A 20,658-nucleotide genomic window follows, 5' to 3' on the forward strand; every position below is an offset into this window, starting at 1 on the left:
CATGGCAAAAGCGCTTCAGCAGGGGCTGAGCGGACGCCAGAAGGCGGCGATCCTGCTCATTACGCTCGGGCCCGAAGTATCGGCCCAGATATTCAAGCATTTGCGTGACGAGGAGATCGAACAGCTGACGCTGGAGATTGCCAACGTCCGCAAGGTGGACAGTTCAGAGAAAGAATCGATTTTATCGGAATTCCACCAGATTTGTCTGGCCCAGGAATATATCACTCAGGGCGGTATCAATTACGCCAAGGAGATTCTGGAGAAGGCGCTCGGTTCCCAGAAAGCGCTGGAAGTCATCAGCCGCCTGACGGCGACGCTTCAGGTGCGGCCATTCGATTTTGCAAGAAAAGCGGACCCGAGCCAGATTCTGAATTTCATTCAGAACGAGAACGTTCAGACCATTGCGCTGGTGCTCTCCTACCTTCAATTCGAACAAGCGGCGGCCATTCTATCATCGCTACCCCAGGAGAAGCAGGCGGAGGTGGCGCGGCGAATCGCCGTTATGGACAGCACTTCTCCGGAAGTAATCGCTCAGATCGAGCGGGTGCTGGAACAGAAGCTGTCCGCTACGGTGACACAGGATTACACCAATGCAGGCGGCATCGAGTCTATCGTTCAAATCCTCAATGGCGTCGACCGGGGGACCGAGCGCACCATTCTCGATTCGCTGGAGATTCAGGACCCGGAGCTCGCCGAAGAAATCAAGAAGCGCATGTTCGTCTTCGAGGATATCGTCAATGTGGACAACCGCTCCATTCAGCGCATTATCCGCGATATCGAGAATGCCGACCTGCAGCTGGCGCTCAAAGTGGCAAGCGAAGAAGTGCGGGATGTTATCTTCCGGAATATGTCCAAGCGCATGGCGGAGACATTCCGCGAAGAGATGGAGTATATGGGGCCAGTGCGGCTGCGTGACGTCGAAGAAGCGCAGACCCGCATCGTAGGCACTATCCGCAGACTGGAAGAATCGGGCGAAATCATCATAGCCCGCGGCGGAGGAGATGACATCATTGTCTAGATTGATCAAGCACTCCCAATACGTCCCGGTCGATGTGCTGAAACGGCTCGAGCAGGCCCGTCAGCATGCCGGACTTGCAGAAGAGCAGGCTTCGCCGGAGATTCCGGGCGAGACGCATTACGCGGACCCTGCGCGGGAAGCGGCAGAGCAGTCGAGACGCCAGATGCTGAGCGACGCCAAGGCCTTTGCGGAGGACCAGGTGCGCCGGGCCGCTGCGGAAGCCGAACGGATTGTGGAGCAGGCCCGGCGGGAAGCCGAAGAGTGGTGGCAATCCCGCAGGGAGCAGGATGAGCACTTGATCGAAGCCGTCAAGGCCGAAGCTTTTCAACAGGGCTACAATGAAGGCGCGGTTCGAGCCGAAGAAGAAATGAAGGTCAAGACGGTAGAGCTGATGGAAGAAGCCCGTGCGGTTTTGTCGGAAGCGTATAAAGCCCGCGATGTGATTATCCAGGAGGCGGAACCGTTTCTGGTCGAGCTCAGCTGCGACATTGCGGAGAAAATTGTTGAAAAACAGCTGACGGTGGAGCCGGCGTTCGCCGTTGATCTCATTAAACGGAACTTGGCCCGCAAACGGGAGCAGGGCGTGATTTCGCTCTGCGTCTCGCCGTCCCAGTTCACGTTCGTCAATGCGGCGAGAGAGGAACTCTCGCTGTCGATTGACTCCCAGGCTGAACTGCAAATTTTGCCGGATGCGACGGTTCGGGACCATGGCTGCGTAATCCGGTCTTCCTTCGGAAGTATAGACGCCCGGGTAGACACCCAGCTGCAGGAGATCAAGAAAGAGCTGCTGCGTCTGGCGCTGGACAATGAGGAAGGCAAGAACGGTGATGACCATGCTTGATCCGCATAAATACAAACATCAGCTTCGCAGCTTTGATCCGGTCCGGATCAACGGCAAGGTTACGCAGGTTATCGGACTGATGGTGGAGTCGGAAGGTCCTGATGCGAGCATCGGCGATGTCTGCTACATCTATCCGTCCAAGGGCAACAAACCTTTGAAAGCCGAAGTCGTCGGATTCCGGGACAATAAAGTGCTGCTGATGCCGCTGGGGGAGCTGCAGGCCATTGGGCCGGGCTGCGATGTCGTCGGAACAGGCAAGCCGCTGAGCGTTCAAGTCGGCTCCGAGCTGCTCGGCAAAGTGCTCGACGGTCTGGGCCAGCCGCTGGACGGCTCGCTCATTCCCGCCCGGATGCCTCACAGCTCCACGTTCAATATCCCGACGAACCCGCTTAACCGTCCGCGCGTGCATGAGCCGATCAGTATCGGCGTTCGCGCTATAGACGGGCTGCTGACCATCGGCAAAGGCCAGCGTGTCGGCATCTTCGCGGGTTCGGGCGTCGGCAAGAGCACCTTGATGGGCATGATTGCCCGCAACACCTCTGCGGACGTCAATGTAATCGGACTCATCGGCGAACGCGGACGCGAAGTGTTGGACTTCATTGAACGCGATCTGGGGCCGGAAGGACTGCAGCGTTCGGTCGTGGTAGTGGCGACTTCCGATCAGCCCGCGCTGATCCGGATCAAGGGCGCCTTGATTGCAACCACCATCGCCGAATATTTCCGCGACCGCGGACTGAACGTCATGCTGATGATGGATTCGGTAACCCGTTACGCGATGGCTCAACGCGAAGTGGGACTGGCTGTCGGGGAACCTCCGGCAATGCGGGGCTATACCCCGTCCGTATTCGCCAGTCTGCCCAAGCTGCTCGAACGGGCCGGCACCGGAACAACAGGCTCGATAACGGCTTTCTACACGGTGCTCGTAGACGGGGATGACATGAATGAACCGATTGCCGATGCCGTCCGGGGAATTCTGGACGGGCATATCGTTCTGAACCGGGCGATTGCGAACAAAGGGCATTTTCCGGCCATTGATGTTCTGGCAAGCATCAGCCGGGTTATGAAGGACATCGCTCCGTCGGAACAGATTGAGGCGGCGGAGAACGTGAAGCGGCTGATGGCGGTCTACAAGGAATCCGAGGACCTCATCAATATCGGAGCCTATCAGCGCGGGTCCAACGCGCAGATTGACGAGGCGATCCATTTTATCGACAGCGTCTGGGATTTCACGAAGCAGAAGGTTAACGAAAAGGTTACGTTGCCTGAGGTGCAGCAGCGCTTAATTTCCGAGTTCTCGAGGAGATGATCAGCATGAAGGGATTTCATTATTCATTTCAGAAAGTGGTTGACTTGAAGGGCAACGAGAAGACACAGGCCGAATGGATGCTCTCAAGCGCACTTGGAGAACTGCAAGCCCAGGAACAGAGCCTTGGAGAGCTGAAGCGGCAGCGCAGCGAACTCATGGATGCATTGCTGAACGCGGCCGAGCAGAAGACTCCTGTCGCCAAGATTTGCGAAATGCAGAACTATGTCGATTATCTCGACGCCTGTATCGCCCGCAAGCTGGGAGACATCTCCCGGGCCCACAAGCAGGTGCAGGAGAAGCAGGATCATCTCAGCAGCAAGGTGTTGGATGAGAAGGTATGGCTGAAAGCTCGCGACAAAGCGAAGCTTGCTTTTCAGCAGGATATGAATCTTAGGGAACAAAACGAATTGGATGAAATGGCAACCGTCCGCTTCGCGATGAAATCCCACTAGGGCGGAGGGGATTCGCGGGTGGAACAAAATGAATTTGACTTGGAAAATGAAGGGTCGGCCAGCAAGTTCGAACGCTTCCTGTTTCTGATGATTCCGATCATCTTTACGCTTGTGCTGATCGGAGTGCTGCTGACGCTATTCAATATGGATATCCGCAACAACGTGCTTCAGGCGTTGAACAAGATTCCCGTAGTAGAACAGTGGATCCCGGATCCCAAAACGGACTCCGCCGGAACTTCTGCCGGTTCGCAAAAGACGGACAGCACCAAGGCAGACGAAACGGCAAAGGCTTCCGATCCGACCGTAAAGGAACTCAAGGCTCAACTGGCCCAGCAGCAGGAGCAGGTCAAGAAGCTTACCGACGAGAAGACGGCTCAGGATCAACAGATGAAGGCGCTCAAGACCCAGATTACGGATCTTCAGAATGCCGGCACGGCACAGGCCGCGGCCCAGGCTGACGAGAACTATGAGAAGAGCGTCAAGGATCTGGCCAAGCTCTATGCCGGAATGAAAGCAGCCAAAGCGGCTGCCATCATGCAGAATCTGACGACCGAAGAGATGGTTCAGCTGTTCAGCGCCATGAACAATGAGAGCAAGACGGCCATTCTGGAGAAGATGGACCCGAAAATTGCCGCCGATGTCTCGATTAAGCTAAAAGAAGCGACGGATTCCTCCGATATGGCGATTGCGGCCCTCCAGTCTCGGCTCAAGAAAGAGTCCGGAACGCAGGCATCCGCAGGAACCGCATCCGGCGCCACTCTGGGCCGCGACCAGCTCAGCACCACTTTTACTTCAATGCCTGCGGAAGATTCGGCCAAGCTGCTTAACCAGATGTACAGCGTGACGCCGGACAAGGTGATCACCATTCTGAAATCCGTCAATGACAGCACACGGTCCTCCATTCTGTCCCAGATGACGAAAGACAATGCGGAAGTTGCTGGAAAAGTGGTCAATCGGTTAATGGGAGGCAAGTGATCTGCCGATATACTAGAAGGAGGAGGTGATACTTAAATGAGTTTAGTATTCAATATGGTTTCGGCAGGCAAAAGTTCAGGAAGTGCCCGTGCTGCAGGAGCAGCCGCAGGCGGCGAGGTCCAGGGAGCGCTTCTCCCTTTCTCCCAGACTCTCGTTCAGACACTGGCTGGTACAGCACAGACTTCGGCTGCGGCGGCAGAGACCGGCGCTTCGGCTTCTCTGATCCAGGCGAGCCCGCTACTGGCGCTTCTGGCTGGACAAGCCTCTGCGGAGACGGGGCAGAAAGTGTCGGACGGAGCCGGACTGATCGCGAAGCTGGAACCTGAGCTGGATCAGCTTGATGAGCAACTGAATGCCGATCCGGCGCTGCTGGCGACTCTGCAGCAATGGTTGGTCCAGGCATTTGTAGCTCTGAAGGGCTCCGGTGATGAGCAGACGGAAGCCGATACTTCATCCGACTTGCCACCAGTGGCCCAGAATGCGGGCACGGTTCGTTTTGCCTTGCAGGACGCGCTGAACCGCCTCGTAGCGGTGATGGAGCAGACGGAAGGAACAGACGGACAAACGCAGAAAGCGCAGGTCTTAACCGTGCTGAACCAATTCTCCGAAGTTCTGAATGAAGCGGCAGCCGGCAGCGGGAAGAGTCAGGACGCCGTAATGGACCCGTCGGCAACGCCGACAGCTTCTCTGGAAGATGGAGCGAATGAGACAGGGCGTAACTCGGCTGCTGAACAAGCTCCCCGCTTGGTGATGCCTGCTTCCGACAATGCCAGACATGCAGCTGTCATGAACCCGGCTGGCCATGCCACTCTTGCCGAGACATCCGAAACAAAGAACGATTCTCCGAAGCTGGCTGAAGCTGCTGTTCTCTCCGTCAAGGCGGAAGCCTCCGGTGACAAGGACAGCGCGAAGTCTGAGCACGCTAGTGTCGGCGGGGAAGAGAACCGGGTCGTAACGGCAGGACAGCTGTCGCTTCGGGACGGTCTGAACCCATCGGTTAAGAACGAGACGCCGCAGGTGCCTGTTCAGCGGTTCGCCCAGGAGATGAACACGTATATCGGCGGCAAGATGGAAGTCATTAAGCGCGGCGACGCTCTTGAAGCGACTCTGTCGCTGTTTCCGGAGCATCTCGGTCAGGTAGACGTCAAGATTACGATGCAGAACGGCCTGCTGGTTGCCCATTTTGCTACCGAGCATGCAGGCGCCAAGGATCTTCTCGAGAATCAGATGGCGCAGCTTCGCTCGGCGCTGCAATCCCAGGGACTTCAGGTAGAGAAGCTTGAGGTTACCCAGAACACAAGCACGATGCAATCCCAGATGTACCAGGACGGACGCCGTTCGGGATCGGGACAGCAAGGCGACCAGAAGCGTTCCAAGAGCCGTTCGGACAGCCAGGACGACGCCGTAGCGGCGGCAGAGCTGGAGGACGACTGGAGAGAATTGATGAACGCGGTCCGCAATCCGTTCGATTCGCTGCGGAGTAATTTCACAGCGGAAGCATAAACGTTCAGATGAAGGTGAGGTGAGAGAAAATGGCAAGCTCAGATTTAATATCGACTACGAATATGTGGCCCAACTACGCGGTTGGCAACACGGCGACTCCGGGCAAGACGACCGGAAGCTCGGAGCTCGGCAAGGACCAGTTCCTGAAGATTCTGGTTACCCAGCTGTCCAATCAGGACCCGATGCAGCCGATGCAGGACAAGGAATTTATCGCCCAGATGGCTCAATTCAGTTCGGTCGAGCAGCTAATGAACATTGGGGAGAAGGTCGATGCCCTAAGCCAGTCGCTCGGTTCGGCATCCAGCCTGATCGGCAAGGAAATCAGCTGGGTAGACAATGTCACTCAGACCGGTCAATCCGGGGTCGTCGACTCCATTCTTGTGAGCGGCGGTACCCATTATGCGATGGTCGGCAAGGATAAAATCGCATTGAATGCCGTCACCGGCATCCGCAACCACACCGAGGCGGCGAACGGCAGCACGCCGGAAGGGACGGCATCATGAATGACAAGATGACCGTCGGGCAGTTATATCCGGGCAAGATCCATCCTTCCGCGTTGAATCGCAGCAAGGCGGCCCCGTCTGCGGCGGCCGGACAGGAATCGTTCGAGAATGTGCTGCAGCGCAATATGCTGAAGTTCAGCACACATGCGGCCAAGCGCCTGGAACAGCGGGGCATTCAGCTTGGCACAGGGCAATTGGACCAGATCTCTTCTGCCGTGGACAAGGCGGCGGCCAAGGGAAGCAAGGAATCCCTGATTCTCATGAAAGACATGGCGCTCATCGTAAGTGTCGAGAACCGGACGGTGGTAACCGCAATGGACGGAAGCTCGATGAAGAACAATGTTTTTACCCAGATTGACAGCGCAGTTATTATTTCCTGATCGTAACGGCTTGGTCCTAACGGAGAGCCGAGCGGCTGCCGACCGACTGACGCGGCCGCATTCAACCCCAATTTGCAGGAGCAGAAAGCTCCGGTTCCAGGAGGATATTATCCATGTTAAGATCCATGTATTCCGGTGTTTCCGGTATGAAAGGCTTCCAGACCAAACTTGACGTTATCGGCAACAATATCGCCAATGTCAATACGACGGGCTTCAAATCAAGCCGCGTCATGTTCAAGGATATTATGAGCCAGACCGTCTCCGGCGTAACGGCGCCCGGCAATACAAGCGGCGGCGTGAATGCCAAGCAGATCGGTCTTGGCGTCAGTGTCGGTTCGGTAGATACGATGCATCTGGCAGGCAGCGCGCAGACGACGAACAATCCGACCGATCTGCGGATCGACGGCGACGGCTTCTTCCTGGTCAAGCTGTCCGACGACCAAGCTACGCCTTTTCTGACCCGCGCCGGTGACTTCCATGTCGATGCAGGGCGCAATCTCGTTACCTCAGACGGACTTCGGGTTCTGGATTCCACAGGAGCAGCCATTACTTTGGGCGAAGATGTGACGTCCTTTACCATTGCCAACGATGGAACGATTGTGCAGACCATGGCGGACGGAACGACCCAGCCCGGAGTACAGATCGGCGTAGGCAAAGTCAGCAACCCGCAGGGTCTCGAGAAGATCGGGGGCAGCCTGTACCGGATGACTCTCAATGCCAATGCGGAAGGCGCCCTTGAGCCGACTACGGCCAATAATACAGAAGCGGGAACCGGATCGATCGTAGCCGGTCAGCTGGAAATGTCGAACGTCGACCTGACCAGCGAATTCACGGAAATGATTGTGGCCCAGCGCGGCTTCCAGGCGAATTCCCGGATCATTACGACTTCCGATGAAGTGCTTCAAGAAGTGGTGAATCTGAAACGTTAATTTCTGCTGACGGTTTAATGTCGAATAAGGTATAATGATAGCGTTTGTCCGGTATGATCGGGGAAAGCGAGAGCCTTCCCCTCTTTTTAAAGACTGGAGGGTCTTGGAATGATTGCAGTAACACGGTTGAACGGTTCTTCCATGTGGCTCAACGCCCTTCTGGTCGAAACGGTTGAAGAAAGTCCCGATACCTATGTGACCCTGGTGACGGGCAAGAGATTGATCGTACTCGAAAAGGCCGAGGAGGTTATTGCCCGAATTCAGGCATACAACCAATCCATCGGCGCTCATTCAGCCACAATTAAAGTCCAATCCTTGGAGGAGCTTTCATGAAAAAGATGCTGCCGTGGCTCATTACGATTTTGCTGGGGATAACCTTGATCGTAGTGGCCGCTTTTCTGCTTTACGGTAAAATGTTCTCGGACACTACGGCGAATGCGGTAGACACTGCCGTCAAGCAGGTTGAAACCAAGAAATTGACCGCCGATGAAATTGTAGAAATGACTTCTGAAATTACTGAAATCAAGACTAACCTTGCTGATCCCGACTATATCGTTCTCATAAATTTTGCTTTCCAACTGGATTCCAAAGCAGCCAAAGAAGACTTCGAGAAGATCAAGGAGCTTAAGATCAAGCCTATTCTGATCAAGACCTTGGCGGATGAGAAGCCGGAAGCGCTGAATGGCTCGGCCGGCAAGGATCAGCTCTGCAGCAAGCTGGTCAATCAGATCAATAAAGCGCTGCCTGAAGGGAAATTGACTCAGATTGATATCACCAATTTTGTAATGACGCAAATCTGATTGCGGGTTCGCTGCAGCTTGCTTACTCGGGGGTGAATGAATGGTTGACGTACTATCGCAAAATGAAATCGACGCCTTGCTGGCAGCTCTTTCTTCAGGCGAAATGAATGCCGATGAGCTTAAGAAGGAAGAGACCCAGCGCAAAATTCGAGCCTATGACTTCAAACGGGCCGTTCGCTTCTCGAAGGACCATATTCGCAGCTTGACCCGGATTCACGACAACTTTGCCCGTTATTTGACCACCTATTTCTCGGCGCAGCTGCGCACCTTCGTTCAGATTAATGTGGTTCAGGTCGAGCAGCTTCCTTATGATGAATTCATCCGTTCCATCCCGAAAATGACCATCCTGAACATCTTTGAGGCCGAGCCTCTGGAGGGCAGGATGGTTATGGAGGTTCATCCCAACATCGCCTATGCGATGCTGGACCGGCTGCTCGGGGGCGTCGGAACCGCCCCGTCCAAGATAACGGCGCTGACCGAAATCGAGACGACCATTATGGAACGAATCTTCAGCAGATGCTTCGAGAGTCTTCAGGAAGCGTGGAAGACGGTTCTGGACATCGAGCCTCGGATGGAGGCGTTGGAGACCAATCCTCAGTTCATGCAGATTGTCTCTCCCAATGAGACCATAGCGCTGATCTCGCTTAGCACGAAGATCGGGGATACGACAGGTATGATCAATCTCTGTATCCCGCACGTCGTGCTCGAACCGGTGATGTCCAGGCTTTCTGTACATCAATGGTTCGTCTCGGAGAAGAAATCCCGGAACGAAGGCGAACTGGAAGCGATCAAGTCAAGTGTGAACAAGGCTAAACTGCCCATTGTCGCCGAACTGGGCGAGTCCAACCTGTCCATTTCCGAGTTTCTGGGTCTGTCGGTCGGGGATGTTATTTCTCTGAACCGCACGGTGGATACCGGATTGTCGATTCGAGTGGGCGACAAGCTGAAGTTCATCGGCAGTCCGGGTATGGTCAAGGACCGGGTAGCCGTTCAGATTGACGAGATTGTCAATGAAGGAGTTGAAGAGCTTGACGAGTAAAGACTATTTATCCCAGGAAGAGATCGACGCTCTTTTGAGACAATCCGCAGAAGCCGAGAGCAGTGCTCCGGCCGAGCCGACCGTCGATGACTTCCTGACTCCTTTTGAGCAGGATGCCCTGGGCGAGATCGGCAATATTACATTTGGCAGTGCAGCCACGGCATTATCTACGCTGCTCGGCAAAAAGGTCGACATCACAACGCCGCAGGTTTCGATTATTACCCGCAGCGAATTTGAAGCCACCTTCCCGAAACCGCATGTTGCCGTTCACGTTCAATATGTGGATGGCTTTCAGGGGATCAATTCGCTCGTCATCAAGATTCGTGACGCCCAGGTGATTGCCGATCTCATGCTCGGCGGAGAGGGCAATCCCAAGGATGAAGAATTGAATGAAATTCATATCAGCGCCGTGCAAGAAGCCATGAACCAGATGATGGGCTCCTCTGCGACGTCGATGTCTACCATCTTCAATCGATTCGTCAATATCTCGCCTCCGGGCATTGATATTCTGAATATGACCAGCGGCGAAGGCGTGGATAATCTTCCGGAAGACGAAACGCTGATCCGCATCTCGTTCCGGCTGAAGATCGGCGATCTGATCGATTCCACGATTATGCAGCTTCTGCCGGTTCACTTTGCGAAGAGCATGGTCAATATGCTGATCGGAGATCAATCGGCAGAGGAAGCGGCTCCGGCCGCAGAGGCGCCGGCCAAGCCGGCAGCCCAGCCGGAGCCGGCCGCAGCGGCTCCGCAGCCGCAGACGCCTCCAGCCCAGCCGCAGGCTCCCGCCGCTCCCGAAGGACAGCCTTATCCGGGCATGCCGCCGGAAGGCTATTACTATCCGCCGCAGGGGATGCCGCCATACGGAATGCCGGGCTACGGAATACCGCCGTATGGCATGCCCGGGTACGGGATGCCGCCCCAAGGGCAGCCGTATCCTCCGCAGGCTCAGGCGCAGCCGCAGGCGAATCCGGCGGCCAGCCGCAATGTGAATGTTCAGCCGGTCCAGTTCGCCAATCTGGGCGGCAGTGCTTTTGGCGGGATGGACGAAAATAATCTGAACTTACTGATGGACATACCGTTGCGTGTGACCGTAGAATTAGGTAGGACCCAAAAACAGATCAAAGATATTCTGGAGATGTCGCAAGGCTCCATTATTGAGCTGGACAAGCTTGCGGGCGAGCCGGTGGATATTCTGGTCAATAACAAGCTGATTGCCAAAGGGGAAGTCGTGGTTATCGACGAGAACTTCGGCGTTCGTGTTACCGATATCGTGAGTCAATGGGACCGCATGCAAAAATTACAATAGCACACATTTAGGGAGGACTTTTTAAGATGGCTAACCGAATTCTGATCGTAGACGACGCTGCATTTATGAGAATGATGATCCGTGATATTTTATCCAAGAACGGCTTTGAAGTCGTAGGAGAAGCCCAGGACGGCTCGCAGGCGATCGAGAAATTCAAGGAACTCCGCCCTGATCTCATTACCATGGATATCACCATGCCGGAGATGGACGGAATCGCCGCGCTTAAGGAAATTAAGAAGGTCGATGCCAATGCCAAGGTTATCATGTGCTCCGCCATGGGGCAGCAGGCGATGGTTATCGACGCTATTCAAGCGGGCGCCAAAGATTTTATCGTCAAACCGTTCCAGGCCGATCGTGTTATCGAAGCGATCAATAAGACGCTGGGCGTCTAAGGTCGCGCCATGCCCCTTCAAACCGAATCGTTCGGCTCAGGGAACCTCATCTGGAATGTAATCAATGTGATTCTTGTTCTCGGAGTCATTCTGGTTCTGATTGTTCTGGTGATTCGTTTCCTGGGCCGCCGCAATCAGATGTTGATGAGCGCACGCTCTATCCGGACCATCGGCGCCACCGGGCTGGGCCCCAACAAGTCGCTGCAGATTGTCGAGATCGGCAACAAGCTGTACCTGATCGGGGTAGGGGACGATGTGACCCTGGTGGACAAAATCAGCGATTCTATGGAAGTGGCGCTGGTTTTGTCTGCCTTTGAAGATCAGAGTGCCGGGAGCGGAAGCGGCATCCGTGCGCTGGTCGCCGGACTCAAAAGCAAGTTTCGTGGAGAAGTTCCGTCTCAGGAAATTGATCTGAACGAAACTTCTTCTTTCTATGAGGTGCTGCAATCGAAGCTGCAGCCTTCGCCGGAACGCAAAGAAAGAATTGAGGAACTGCTGCGCGAGGAATCGGCCGGCAACCGCCGGGAGGAACCATGAAGAAGAAACTGCTGTTGTCCCTGCTGATGATTGGCGTCCTCAGCCTGCTTCGCTTTCACCATGTGTTCGCCGATCCGATTCCGGATATCGATATTCAGGTCGGCGGCGGAGACGGGCAGGGCGGCTCGGGTACCAGTTCAATTTCCATTCTCCTGCTGATCACTGTCCTGAGCGTGGCGCCCGCTTTTGTAATGCTGATGACGAGCTTTACACGCATCGTGGTCGTACTCGGCTTCGTCCGGACTTCGCTCGGTACCCAGCAGATGCCGCCCAATCAGGTGCTGGTAGGGCTCGCTCTTTTTTTAACGCTGTTTATTATGACGCCGACGTTGTCCACTGTGAACCAGAATGCGCTTCAGCCCTACATGAAGGGGCAGATCACACAGTCTCAGGCATTGGACCGGGCGGCGGTGCCGATGAAGGCGTTTATGTACAAGTATACGCATGAGAAAGATCTGCTGCTCTTCATGAAATACAACGGGTACACCGGCGACAAGAAACCGGCTACGTATCAAGATATCCCGCTGACCGTGATGGTGCCGGCCTATGCCATGAGTGAGATGAAGACCGCTTTTCAAATGGGATTCATGATCTTTATTCCTTTTCTCATTATTGACGTGGTCGTAGCGAGTACGCTCATGGCGATGGGGATGATGATGCTCCCGCCGGTCATGATTTCGCTTCCGTTCAAAATCATGCTGTTCGTTCTTGTAGACGGGTGGTATCTGGTTATCAAATCGCTGCTGTTGAGCTTCAGCCCTTAGATAAAGGAGGAGACGCTAGATGAGTACGGAGTTTATCATCGGTCTGGCCGGCCAGGCCGTATACCTCGTGCTGGAGGTCAGCGCTCCCATGCTGGCGCTGGGGCTGATTGTGGGCCTGATCGTCAGTGTATTTCAGGCGACGACACAGATTCAGGAGCAGACACTGGCTTTTGTGCCCAAAATTGTCGCCGTGCTGTTGGCGCTGCTTCTTTTTGGCCAATGGATTATTACCAAGCTTGCGGATTTTACTTCCCAGATTCTCGGCAATCTTCATATGTATATCGGGTAAGGCATGTCTATGGAGAGCGTATTGCAGAGCTGGCCGGTCTTTCTGCTAATCTTTTGTCGAATCACCTCATTTTTTGTGGCGGCGCCGGTGTTCTCTTCCCGAAACGTGCCGAATGTCTTCAAGATCGGAATGGCCTTCTTCGTATCGCTGGTCGTCTTCAGTTCACAGGGAACGAGCGTAAAGGTCGCAGGCGATCTCACTATCGTCCTGCTGATCCTTCAGGAAGTGCTTGTAGGTCTATTGCTGGGCTATCTGGCTTATCTCATGCTCATGGCCATCCAAATTGCCGGGTCTTTTCTAGATCTGCAGATCGGGTTCAGCATCGCCAACGTGATTGATCCCATGACAGGATCCTCTGCGCCTCTGCTCGGGAATTTCAAATATATGATAGCCCTCCTGCTGTTTCTGAGCATGAACGGCCATCATTATCTGCTGGACGCCATCATAAGCAGCTACCGCTGGGTTCCGCTGCAGGCGGATCTGTATACGCCGATTACCAACGGCAGTCTGTCGGGGTTCGTCATTCAGTCGGTAGGCCAGGCGTTTATGCTGGCTTTTCAGATGTCGGCTCCGATTGTGACGGCCTTGTTCCTGACGGATATCGGGCTTGCCTTTCTGGCCCGTACAGCGCCGCAATATAATGTCTTTGTTATCGGAGTGCCGCTGAAGATCATCATTGGCCTCCTTCTGTTGGTGATTCTGATGCCGACGCTGGCTGCCCTGTTTCAGAGCCTGTTCGGCATTCTGTTTGAATCCATGCGCAATTTGCTGAGCGTGCTGGGCAACCAATCGCCCGCTCCTTAGGAGGAAGCGTGTATGTCTTACCGTTATCGGCTGGACCTTCAGTTGTTCGGAGGAGAAAAAACCGAAAAGGCGACACCGAAAAAACGGGGGGACGCTCGAAGAAAAGGCCAGGTAGCGCGAAGCGCGGAGCTGGGCAGTGCGATTGTGCTTCTGGCGGGAGTGCTTAGTCTGGTCATGTTCGGCGGTTACATCAAGGAACGGTTCATGAAACTGTTCATGGATGTATTCGTGAACCGGCTTACCATGGAAGTCACTCCGAACAATGTGATGGGGATGCTGAGCCACTACGCCGTGCAGATTCTGCTTCTTCTTGCTCCCATGCTGCTGCTTACCTTTATCTTGGCCTTTATTACAGGCATTGCTCAGGTAGGCTTCATGTTCAACGGTACCGGACTTACGCCGAAGCTCGGCAAGCTGAATCCGATCAGCGGCTTCAAAAACATCTTCTCTATGCGGGCTTTGGTGGAGCTCTTCAAATCCCTTCTCAAGCTGGGCGTGATCGGCTATCTCGTCTTCAGTGTTCTGTGGGGAAGGAAGGACGAACTGGCGGATCTGGCCCATTTCAGCGCCGAACAGACGTTTCGCTTCGCCTCCGGCATTACGATTAATCTGGGCATTCGGATCGGCGCCGCGCTGCTCGTGCTGGCCGCTCTGGATTTCATGTATCAGCGTTATGAGCATGAGAAGAGTCTTCGCATGTCCAAGCAAGACATCAAAGACGAGTACAAGAATATGGAAGGCGATCCGCTCATCAAAGGGAAGATTCGGGAGCGGCAGCGCCGGATGGCGATGCAGCGGATGATGCAGGAAGTCCCGAAGGCGGATGTCATTATCACGAACCCGACTCATTTTGCGGTCGCGCTGAAATACGAGGGTTCTTCTATGGATGCGCCGCAGGTCATTGCCAAGGGGCAGGATTATATCGCCCTCCGGATCCGGGAGATCGCCAGACAGAACGGTGTGACGACGATGGAGAACAAGCCGTTGGCACGCGCTTTGTTTCAGCGGGCGGAGATAGGAGATTCCGTGCCGGCCGATCTGTTCCAAGCCGTTGCCGAAGTATTGGCTTATGTATACAAGCTCAAAGGAAGAACCAGATAAAGCGGGGAGGTCAAGGCATTGAAAGCAAAAGATTTAACGGTGCTGCTGGGTATCATCGGCATCGTACTGATGATGATTATTCCGATCCCCGCCTGGCTTCTGGATATCCTGCTCGTCATCAATATTTCCATTGCGCTCACCATTCTTCTGGTAGCGATGAACTCTAAAGAGGCGCTTGAGTTTTCCATTTTCCCCTCTTTGCTGCTCATCACTACCTTATTTAGATTGACGCTTAACATTTCGACCACCAAGCTGATCCTGACTTACGGTGACGCCGGGGAAGTAGTCCGGACGTTCGGAAGCTGGGTAGCCGGCGGACAGATTGCCATCGGTTTTATCGTCTTCCTGATTCTCGTGGTCGTCCAGTTCATCGTGATTACGAAGGGTTCGGAGCGCGTGGCGGAAGTCGGAGCCCGCTTCACCCTCGATGCGATGCCGGGCAAGCAGATGAGTATTGACGCCGATCTCAATGCCGGCATGATCAATGAGCAGCAGGCACGCGAGCGACGGCAGAAGGTTGAGCGCGAAGCGGACTTCTACGGCGCCATGGACGGTGCCAGTAAATTCGTCAAGGGGGATGCCATTGCGAGCATCATTATCCTGCTTATCAACCTCATCGGAGGCTTTGTAATCGGGATAGCGGTTCACGGAATGTCATTCCAGGACGCGATGTCCAACTACTCCATTCTGACGATCGGCGACGGTCTGGTCAGCCAGATTCCGGCGCTGCTCATATCGACGGCTTCGGGGCTGATCGTTACACGGGCTTCGTCGGAAGGCAATCTGGCGGAAGACCTTACAGGTCAGCTGCTGGCCTATCCCAAGCTGTTGTACATCGTGGCTGTGACCATAGCCTTCCTGGGTCTGTTCACGCCCATTCATATGATCACCACACTTCCTCTGGCAGGGCTGATGGCGTATGCGGCCTACCGCATGAACACGAACCTCAGCCGCAGACAGATTGCGGAAGAGCAGTTGGTCGAAGAGAAGCAGATCGAGGAGGTAAGAAGCCCGGAGAGCGTTATCAGTCTGCTTACGGTCGATCCGATCGAGTTCGAGTTCGGTTATGGTCTCATTCCGCTTGCGGATACACAGCAGGGAGGGGATCTTTTGGACCGGATCATCATGATTCGACGCCAATGTGCGCTTGAGATGGGCCTGGTCGTCCCTGTGATTCGCATTCGCGACAATATTCAGCTTAAACCGAATGAATACGTCATTAAAATAAAAGGAAACCAGGTGGGCGGCGGTGAATTATTACTTAATCACTATCTCGCCATGAGTCCCGGGTATGACGACGAATCCATCAACGGCATTGAGACCATAGAACCATCGTTCGGATTGCCGGCGCTCTGGATCGACGAATCGGTCAAAGAACGGGCCGAACTCGCCGGTTATACGGTAGTGGATCCGCCTTCTGTGGTGGCTACCCATCTGACTGAGCTGATTAAGCGCCACGGTCATGAACTGCTGGGCCGTCAGGAGACGAAGCAGCTGGTCGACAATCTTCGGGAGAATTACCCGGTGCTGGTCGACGAGCTGATCCCGTCGGTGTTGTCGGTCGGCGATGTGCAGAAGGTGCTTGCCAAGCTGTTGCGGGAGAAGATCTCTATCCGGGATCTCATTACGATATTCGAAACCTTGGCAGACTATGGCACCTATACGAAGGACCCGGATGTGCTGACCGAATATGTGCGGCAGGCTCTGTCGAGACAGATTACGCAGCAATACTCCAGACAAGGAGAGACGCTGCGGGTAATCACCGTCGGTCCGTCCCTGGAAAAGAAGATAGCCGACAGTGTTCAACAGACGGAACAGGGCAGCTATCTGGCGCTGGACCCGGTATCTACCCAGACCGTCTACCAGCGGCTGATGGAGCAGATCAACCGTCTGCTGCAATCGGGCCAGCAGCCTATTGTTCTGACATCTCCGGCGATCCGCATGTATCTGCGGCAGGTGATTGACAGAACCATGCAGGACATTCCGGTTCTCTCCTACAGCGAACTGGAGCCGAATATTGAAATTCAAAGCGTCGGAGTGGTGAACTTATGAGAGTAAAGCGTTACGTGGTCGATACGATGCCGGACGCCATGCATTCCATTCGCAGCGAACTCGGCAGCGATGCGGTCATCCTGAGCACCAAGGAGATTCGTACGGGGGGCATCCTGGGAATGTTCCGCAAGAAGAGGATTGAAGTCGTGGCCGCCGTGGAGAATGAAGCTCCGCCCCGGGCAGCCTCTGCTTCACCGAGAGGACTAACCCCCGTCCCCAAGGGATTCGCCTCGCAGGCATATCGCCAGGCCGCTGCCGGCGCAGGCGCTTCTGCGGTAGCGGTGGCTTCCGCCGAACAGCAGGAGCCGCCCAAGAGTTTTGCCGAAATGGTGGCCGCTCTGACGGCGGAGACGAATTCGCCCGCTGAACAGGCGCCGGATACCGACGCAATTCGCGAACCCGCTCTCCACAATGTCGACACAAATACCGATAATACGCTTACGGAACCGAAGTCAGCCGGGCCGGATGATACCGCGCTGCTGCGCGAAGTCAGAGAGATGAAGCACTGGATGGAACGCATCGCCAGACAGTCGCCCGGGGCACCGGAATTTCCGGAAGAGCTGGAACGCTTGCGAAGCCGGTTGATGGAACAGGAACTGGATGCCCGTCTGATCGACCGCTGGAGCGAGGAAGTCATGATAAGCTGGAAGACCGAAGGGCAAGCTTGGGAACGGCCTGATTTTGAAGCGGCTTTTGACCGGTGCATTAGAGAGTTTCTCGACGGCAGAGTCGGCGGAGGCATCCCGGCTTCCACCAAGGTGCTGTACATTGCAGGTCCTACCGGAGTGGGCAAAACGACGACGATCGCCAAGCTGGCGGCCGATCAACTGTTCCGGCATGGCCGGAAGGTCGGAATGATCACTTCCGACACTTACCGGATTTCAGCGGTGGAACAGCTGAGGACGTATGCTTCCATCCTGAATGTTCCGCTTGAGGTAGTGCAGTCACCGGGCGACATGCAGCGCGCGCTGTCCCGTCTGGAAGCTTGCGACTTGATTCTCATGGATACAGCAGGGCGGAACTTTCGTAATGAAATGCTGGTCGCCGAGCTTCAGAGCATGCTGGCTCCAAGCCTTAAGAGCGAGACTTATCTGGTGCTTAGCCTGACATCGAAGAGCAGAGACATGAAACAGATCACGGAGCACTTCAGCAAGTATCAGCTGGACAAGGTCATCTTCACGAAGATGGATGAGACCGGAAGCTATGGCTCTCTCTTTAATCTTCTGGAAGACTATCCTTTGACTCTGTCCTATATGACGAACGGGCAGAATGTTCCGGACGATCTGCTGATGTGTTCCGAAGCTCTGCTGTCCGGTCTGCTGCTTGGAGCGGGAGGGCACTGATGGACCAAGCGCAATCGCTTCGCAGACTGGTTGCCGACCAGAGACGGGAAGAGGGCTCCGAATGGGGCTCAGCCCGCATTATCACCGTATGCAGCGGCAAAGGCGGAGTGGGGAAGTCCAACTTCTCGTTGAATTTCGCGCTTAAGCTGAAGTCTATGGGCAAACGGGTTCTGCTCTTTGATGCAGATATCGGAATGGCTAACATTGATGTGCTGATGGGAGTCTCCTCCAAGTACAACCTGTATCATCTGCTGAACCGCGAGGCGGCAATTGCAGATATTATTCAGTACGGACCGGATCGGCTGCCGTTTATTGCAGGCGGTTCCGGCATGCAGGAATTGTTTGCGCTCTCGGATGAAGATTTGGCTTATTTCACTTCCCAGATCGCTTCGATTGCCGACAGCATGGACTACATTCTCTTCGATACCGGGGCCGGCCTCTCCAAAGAGACGCTGAAATTTATCGTCTCGGCGGACGACTGCCTGGTCGTCACCACCCCGGAGCCCACGGCCATAACGGATGCCTACGCGTTAATGAAGGTCGTTCACAGCAGTTATCCTGATATATCCTTTCAATTGATTGTCAACCAAGCTTCTGACGAGAAGGAAGCCTTCGCAACCAGTGACAAAATCCGTATGGCAGCCCAGCGATTTCTGGAGCTGGACCTGCCTTTCCTGGGTTATATCAGCAGCGACAGCCACGTGGTACAGGCTGTCAAGAAACAGGTCCCTTTCTCTATGGCATTTCCCAGCAGCACTGCCGCAAAAGACGTTCACCGATTAACCCAGAAATATCTGACGGCTGGCCCGAGCATGACGGCAAGCAGACCGCAGGGGATCAAAGGTTTTATCGGCAAATGGCTAAGACGGAATACAAAAATGTTCTGAAATCCGAGAACAAAGGTGGAAATGAGATGAAGCCCTATAACGTTTTGGTTGTAGACGATTCGGCATTCATGCGGAAGATCATTTCAGATCTGATCGAGAGCGACCCCCGGTTCAAAGTGGCGGCAACGGCCACGAACGGGCAAGAAGCGTTGGATAAGGTCAAGGAAATCAAACCTGACCTGGTGACCATGGACGTCGAGATGCCCGAGCTCAACGGTCTGGAAGCTCTGAAACAGATTATGGAGACCCATCCGCTGCCCGTTATTATGCTCTCCGGCATCAACGAACAGGGCATGCGGGAGACGATCCTTGCTCTGGAGGGAGGGGCTTTCGACTTTATCCGGAAGCCTTCGATCTCCAACTCGCAGGATATTATGGCAGTCGGCGAATCTCTGCGCGAACAGATGAATGCGGCGATGCAGGCCCGCGAACGGAGAGAAGCCCGCTCTGCCGAGGCGGCAGCCCAGGCGTCTGCCGCTCCGCCGGCCTCATCGGTTCCCGGCGTACCGCCAAGTCCGCCTGAGCCGGCCGGCGGCCGGCCAACGGAGCCGTTCCGGCCCGCGGCTTCGGCCCTGCCGCGCACGGCTCCGCCGGCCCGGGAGCTCCCGCGGCCCGGCAGAGAGAAGCCGGCGGCCCCAGGCCCGGCGGGCCCCGCTGCCGGCGAGGCTCCGCGCAAGGGCGGCGTTCGGCCGCCCGCCAAGGAGGCTCCGGCGAAGCCGCTGCTGCGCCGCGAGGCGTCCAGGCCGGCCGCCCTGGAGCGTCCGGCCGACGCTGCGGCCAGGGCCGTTCGGCCGGGGATGGCGTCTGTGCCACCGTCCAAGCCGGCAGCCGCGCCGGAGCCCGGAACCAAAGGCCTGCGCAAGCTGGTGGCGGTCGGCACTTCTACGGGCGGACCAAGGGCCTTGAAGACGCTGCTGGAGAACATTCCCGGCGACTTTCCGGCGCCGATTGTTATCGTGCAGCATATGCCGCCCAGCTTCACCAAATCTCTGGCTCAGCGTCTGAACTCCTTCAGTCCACTGGAAGTGATGGAAGCCGAGCACGGAATGGTGCTGAAGAACGGAACCGCCTATGTGGCGCCTGGCGGATATCACATGAAGGTGGTGGAGATGGGAGGCGGACAATACGCTATTCAGCTAACCAGGGAAGAGGCTCGGAACGGACATCGGCCCTCCGTGGATACTTTGTTTGAATCGCTGCTTCCGCTCGAACAACTCGAACGACACGCGGTCATCATGACGGGCATGGGAAGCGACGGCGCCAAGATGATGAAGGCGCTCTACGACGCGGGCGTAACTTCTACTTTTGCAGAGAATGAAGAGACCTGTGTGGTCTATGGCATGCCTCGTTCCGCCGTCGAGCTGCAATGCGTCACCCATGTCTTGCCGCTGCAGGAAATAGCTCCAAAACTGGTTCAGGTCGTTAGATAACGGA

General features: G+C 55.3%; 23 protein-coding genes. All 23 read left to right on the forward strand.

The annotated features are described in order from the left end of the window. Position 1: 1 nt before the first annotated feature. The 23 genes from fliG (at position 2) to F4V43_RS05515 (ending at position 20,654) form a co-directional block, all read left to right on the forward strand. A complete protein-coding gene (gene fliG, locus F4V43_RS05405; RefSeq protein WP_150457222.1) occupies positions 2–1,018 on the forward strand; it encodes a flagellar motor switch protein FliG in 1,017 nt (338 codons plus the stop codon). After that, positions 1,011–1,859 (forward strand): FliH/SctL family protein, encoded by an 849-nt coding sequence (locus F4V43_RS05410; RefSeq protein WP_150457223.1) that lies wholly within the window; start codon positions 1,011–1,013, stop codon positions 1,857–1,859. Before fliG ends, F4V43_RS05410 begins: the two co-directional genes overlap by 8 nt. Next, positions 1,846–3,165: a flagellar protein export ATPase FliI gene (fliI, locus tag F4V43_RS05415; protein WP_150457454.1), complete on the forward strand. Its 1,320-nt coding sequence runs from the start codon at positions 1,846–1,848 to the stop codon at positions 3,163–3,165. Before F4V43_RS05410 ends, fliI begins: the two co-directional genes overlap by 14 nt. A 5-nt stretch (positions 3,166–3,170) precedes the next feature. Beyond that, positions 3,171–3,617 (forward strand): flagellar export protein FliJ, encoded by a 447-nt coding sequence (fliJ, locus tag F4V43_RS05420; RefSeq protein WP_150457224.1) that lies wholly within the window; start codon positions 3,171–3,173, stop codon positions 3,615–3,617. Between the two features lie 18 nt (positions 3,618–3,635). Further along, on the forward strand, positions 3,636–4,592 hold the full coding sequence (locus F4V43_RS05425; protein WP_150457225.1) for a kinesin: 957 nt from the start codon (positions 3,636–3,638) through the stop codon (positions 4,590–4,592). Positions 4,593–4,628: 36 nt separating this feature from the next. Further along, positions 4,629–6,095 carry a flagellar hook-length control protein FliK gene (locus tag F4V43_RS05430; RefSeq protein ID WP_150457226.1) on the forward strand — a complete coding sequence of 489 codons (1,467 nt, stop codon included), beginning with the start codon at positions 4,629–4,631 and terminating at the stop codon, positions 6,093–6,095. A 29-nt stretch (positions 6,096–6,124) separates the two neighbouring features. Then, on the forward strand, positions 6,125–6,598 hold the full coding sequence (locus F4V43_RS05435) for a flagellar hook capping FlgD N-terminal domain-containing protein (protein WP_150457227.1): 474 nt from the start codon (positions 6,125–6,127) through the stop codon (positions 6,596–6,598). Further along, the gene (locus F4V43_RS05440; protein WP_150457228.1) at positions 6,595–6,978 is read left to right on the forward strand and encodes a TIGR02530 family flagellar biosynthesis protein; all 384 of its coding nucleotides are present in this window, start codon (positions 6,595–6,597) and stop codon (positions 6,976–6,978) included. Before F4V43_RS05435 ends, F4V43_RS05440 begins: the two co-directional genes overlap by 4 nt. Positions 6,979–7,091: 113 nt before the next feature. Further along, positions 7,092–7,907: a flagellar basal body rod protein FlgG gene (gene flgG, locus F4V43_RS05445; RefSeq protein WP_150457229.1), complete on the forward strand. Its 816-nt coding sequence runs from the start codon at positions 7,092–7,094 to the stop codon at positions 7,905–7,907. Positions 7,908–8,015: 108 nt separating this feature from the next. Then, the gene (locus tag F4V43_RS05450) at positions 8,016–8,240 is read left to right on the forward strand and encodes a flagellar FlbD family protein (RefSeq protein WP_150457230.1); all 225 of its coding nucleotides are present in this window, start codon (positions 8,016–8,018) and stop codon (positions 8,238–8,240) included. Beyond that, a complete protein-coding gene (locus F4V43_RS05455; RefSeq protein ID WP_150457231.1) occupies positions 8,237–8,707 on the forward strand; it encodes a flagellar basal body-associated FliL family protein in 471 nt (156 codons plus the stop codon). Before F4V43_RS05450 ends, F4V43_RS05455 begins: the two co-directional genes overlap by 4 nt. Before the next feature lie 40 nt (positions 8,708–8,747). Next, the gene (fliM, locus tag F4V43_RS05460) at positions 8,748–9,746 is read left to right on the forward strand and encodes a flagellar motor switch protein FliM (protein ID WP_150457232.1); all 999 of its coding nucleotides are present in this window, start codon (positions 8,748–8,750) and stop codon (positions 9,744–9,746) included. Beyond that, positions 9,736–11,055 (forward strand): flagellar motor switch phosphatase FliY, encoded by a 1,320-nt coding sequence (gene fliY / locus F4V43_RS05465; RefSeq protein WP_150457233.1) that lies wholly within the window; start codon positions 9,736–9,738, stop codon positions 11,053–11,055. The genes fliM and fliY overlap by 11 nt, the downstream gene beginning before the upstream one ends. A gap of 26 nt (positions 11,056–11,081) precedes the next feature. Further along, entirely contained in the window at positions 11,082–11,447 is a 366-nt protein-coding gene (locus tag F4V43_RS05470) for a response regulator (protein ID WP_019910416.1), read from the forward strand. Positions 11,448–11,456: 9 nt separating this feature from the next. Beyond that, positions 11,457–11,984, forward strand: a complete 528-nt coding sequence (locus tag F4V43_RS05475) for a flagellar biosynthetic protein FliO (protein ID WP_150457234.1) — start codon at positions 11,457–11,459, stop codon at positions 11,982–11,984. Continuing rightward, the gene (gene fliP, locus F4V43_RS05480) at positions 11,981–12,748 is read left to right on the forward strand and encodes a flagellar type III secretion system pore protein FliP (protein WP_150457235.1); all 768 of its coding nucleotides are present in this window, start codon (positions 11,981–11,983) and stop codon (positions 12,746–12,748) included. The genes F4V43_RS05475 and fliP overlap by 4 nt, the downstream gene beginning before the upstream one ends. Positions 12,749–12,767: 19 nt before the next feature. Then, positions 12,768–13,037 carry a flagellar biosynthesis protein FliQ gene (gene fliQ, locus F4V43_RS05485; protein ID WP_150457236.1) on the forward strand — a complete coding sequence of 90 codons (270 nt, stop codon included), beginning with the start codon at positions 12,768–12,770 and terminating at the stop codon, positions 13,035–13,037. A gap of 9 nt (positions 13,038–13,046) precedes the next feature. Then, a complete protein-coding gene (fliR, locus tag F4V43_RS05490; RefSeq protein WP_150457237.1) occupies positions 13,047–13,841 on the forward strand; it encodes a flagellar biosynthetic protein FliR in 795 nt (264 codons plus the stop codon). Between the two features lie 12 nt (positions 13,842–13,853). Next, positions 13,854–14,942 carry a flagellar biosynthesis protein FlhB gene (gene flhB / locus F4V43_RS05495; RefSeq protein WP_150457238.1) on the forward strand — a complete coding sequence of 363 codons (1,089 nt, stop codon included), beginning with the start codon at positions 13,854–13,856 and terminating at the stop codon, positions 14,940–14,942. An 18-nt stretch (positions 14,943–14,960) separates the two neighbouring features. Beyond that, on the forward strand, positions 14,961–16,994 hold the full coding sequence (gene flhA, locus F4V43_RS05500; protein ID WP_150457239.1) for a flagellar biosynthesis protein FlhA: 2,034 nt from the start codon (positions 14,961–14,963) through the stop codon (positions 16,992–16,994). Then, on the forward strand, positions 16,991–18,337 hold the full coding sequence (gene flhF, locus F4V43_RS05505; protein ID WP_150457240.1) for a flagellar biosynthesis protein FlhF: 1,347 nt from the start codon (positions 16,991–16,993) through the stop codon (positions 18,335–18,337). Before flhA ends, flhF begins: the two co-directional genes overlap by 4 nt. After that, positions 18,334–19,224 carry a MinD/ParA family protein gene (locus F4V43_RS05510; RefSeq protein WP_150457455.1) on the forward strand — a complete coding sequence of 297 codons (891 nt, stop codon included), beginning with the start codon at positions 18,334–18,336 and terminating at the stop codon, positions 19,222–19,224. The genes flhF and F4V43_RS05510 overlap by 4 nt, the downstream gene beginning before the upstream one ends. A gap of 26 nt (positions 19,225–19,250) precedes the next feature. Further along, a complete protein-coding gene (locus tag F4V43_RS05515; RefSeq protein WP_150457241.1) occupies positions 19,251–20,654 on the forward strand; it encodes a chemotaxis response regulator protein-glutamate methylesterase in 1,404 nt (467 codons plus the stop codon). Positions 20,655–20,658 lie beyond the last annotated feature (4 nt).

This window comes from Paenibacillus spiritus (genome assembly GCF_008710135.1).
Lineage (GTDB): Bacteria > Bacillota > Bacilli > Paenibacillales > Paenibacillaceae > Paenibacillus_AQ > Paenibacillus_AQ glufosinatiresistens.

Bases quoted from the DNA above. Each gene is read 5' to 3' on its own strand.
- fliG (WP_150457222.1), top strand. From the start codon at position 2: ATGGCAAAAGCGCTTCAGCAGGGGCTGAGCGGACGCCAGAAGGCGGCG.
- fliI (WP_150457454.1), top strand. From the start codon at position 1,846: ATGACCATGCTTGATCCGCATAAATACAAACATCAGCTTCGCAGCTTT.
- fliJ (WP_150457224.1), top strand. From the start codon at position 3,171: ATGAAGGGATTTCATTATTCATTTCAGAAAGTGGTTGACTTGAAGGGC.
- F4V43_RS05430 (WP_150457226.1), top strand. From the start codon at position 4,629: ATGAGTTTAGTATTCAATATGGTTTCGGCAGGCAAAAGTTCAGGAAGT.
- F4V43_RS05435 (WP_150457227.1), top strand. From the start codon at position 6,125: ATGGCAAGCTCAGATTTAATATCGACTACGAATATGTGGCCCAACTAC.
- F4V43_RS05440 (WP_150457228.1), top strand. From the start codon at position 6,595: ATGAATGACAAGATGACCGTCGGGCAGTTATATCCGGGCAAGATCCAT.
- flgG (WP_150457229.1), top strand. From the start codon at position 7,092: ATGTTAAGATCCATGTATTCCGGTGTTTCCGGTATGAAAGGCTTCCAG.
- F4V43_RS05450 (WP_150457230.1), top strand. From the start codon at position 8,016: ATGATTGCAGTAACACGGTTGAACGGTTCTTCCATGTGGCTCAACGCC.
- F4V43_RS05455 (WP_150457231.1), top strand. From the start codon at position 8,237: ATGAAAAAGATGCTGCCGTGGCTCATTACGATTTTGCTGGGGATAACC.
- fliM (WP_150457232.1), top strand. From the start codon at position 8,748: ATGGTTGACGTACTATCGCAAAATGAAATCGACGCCTTGCTGGCAGCT.
- F4V43_RS05470 (WP_019910416.1), top strand. From the start codon at position 11,082: ATGGCTAACCGAATTCTGATCGTAGACGACGCTGCATTTATGAGAATG.
- F4V43_RS05475 (WP_150457234.1), top strand. From the start codon at position 11,457: ATGCCCCTTCAAACCGAATCGTTCGGCTCAGGGAACCTCATCTGGAAT.
- fliP (WP_150457235.1), top strand. From the start codon at position 11,981: ATGAAGAAGAAACTGCTGTTGTCCCTGCTGATGATTGGCGTCCTCAGC.
- fliQ (WP_150457236.1), top strand. From the start codon at position 12,768: ATGAGTACGGAGTTTATCATCGGTCTGGCCGGCCAGGCCGTATACCTC.
- fliR (WP_150457237.1), top strand. From the start codon at position 13,047: ATGGAGAGCGTATTGCAGAGCTGGCCGGTCTTTCTGCTAATCTTTTGT.
- flhB (WP_150457238.1), top strand. From the start codon at position 13,854: ATGTCTTACCGTTATCGGCTGGACCTTCAGTTGTTCGGAGGAGAAAAA.
- flhF (WP_150457240.1), top strand. From the start codon at position 16,991: ATGAGAGTAAAGCGTTACGTGGTCGATACGATGCCGGACGCCATGCAT.
- F4V43_RS05515 (WP_150457241.1), top strand. From the start codon at position 19,251: ATGAAGCCCTATAACGTTTTGGTTGTAGACGATTCGGCATTCATGCGG.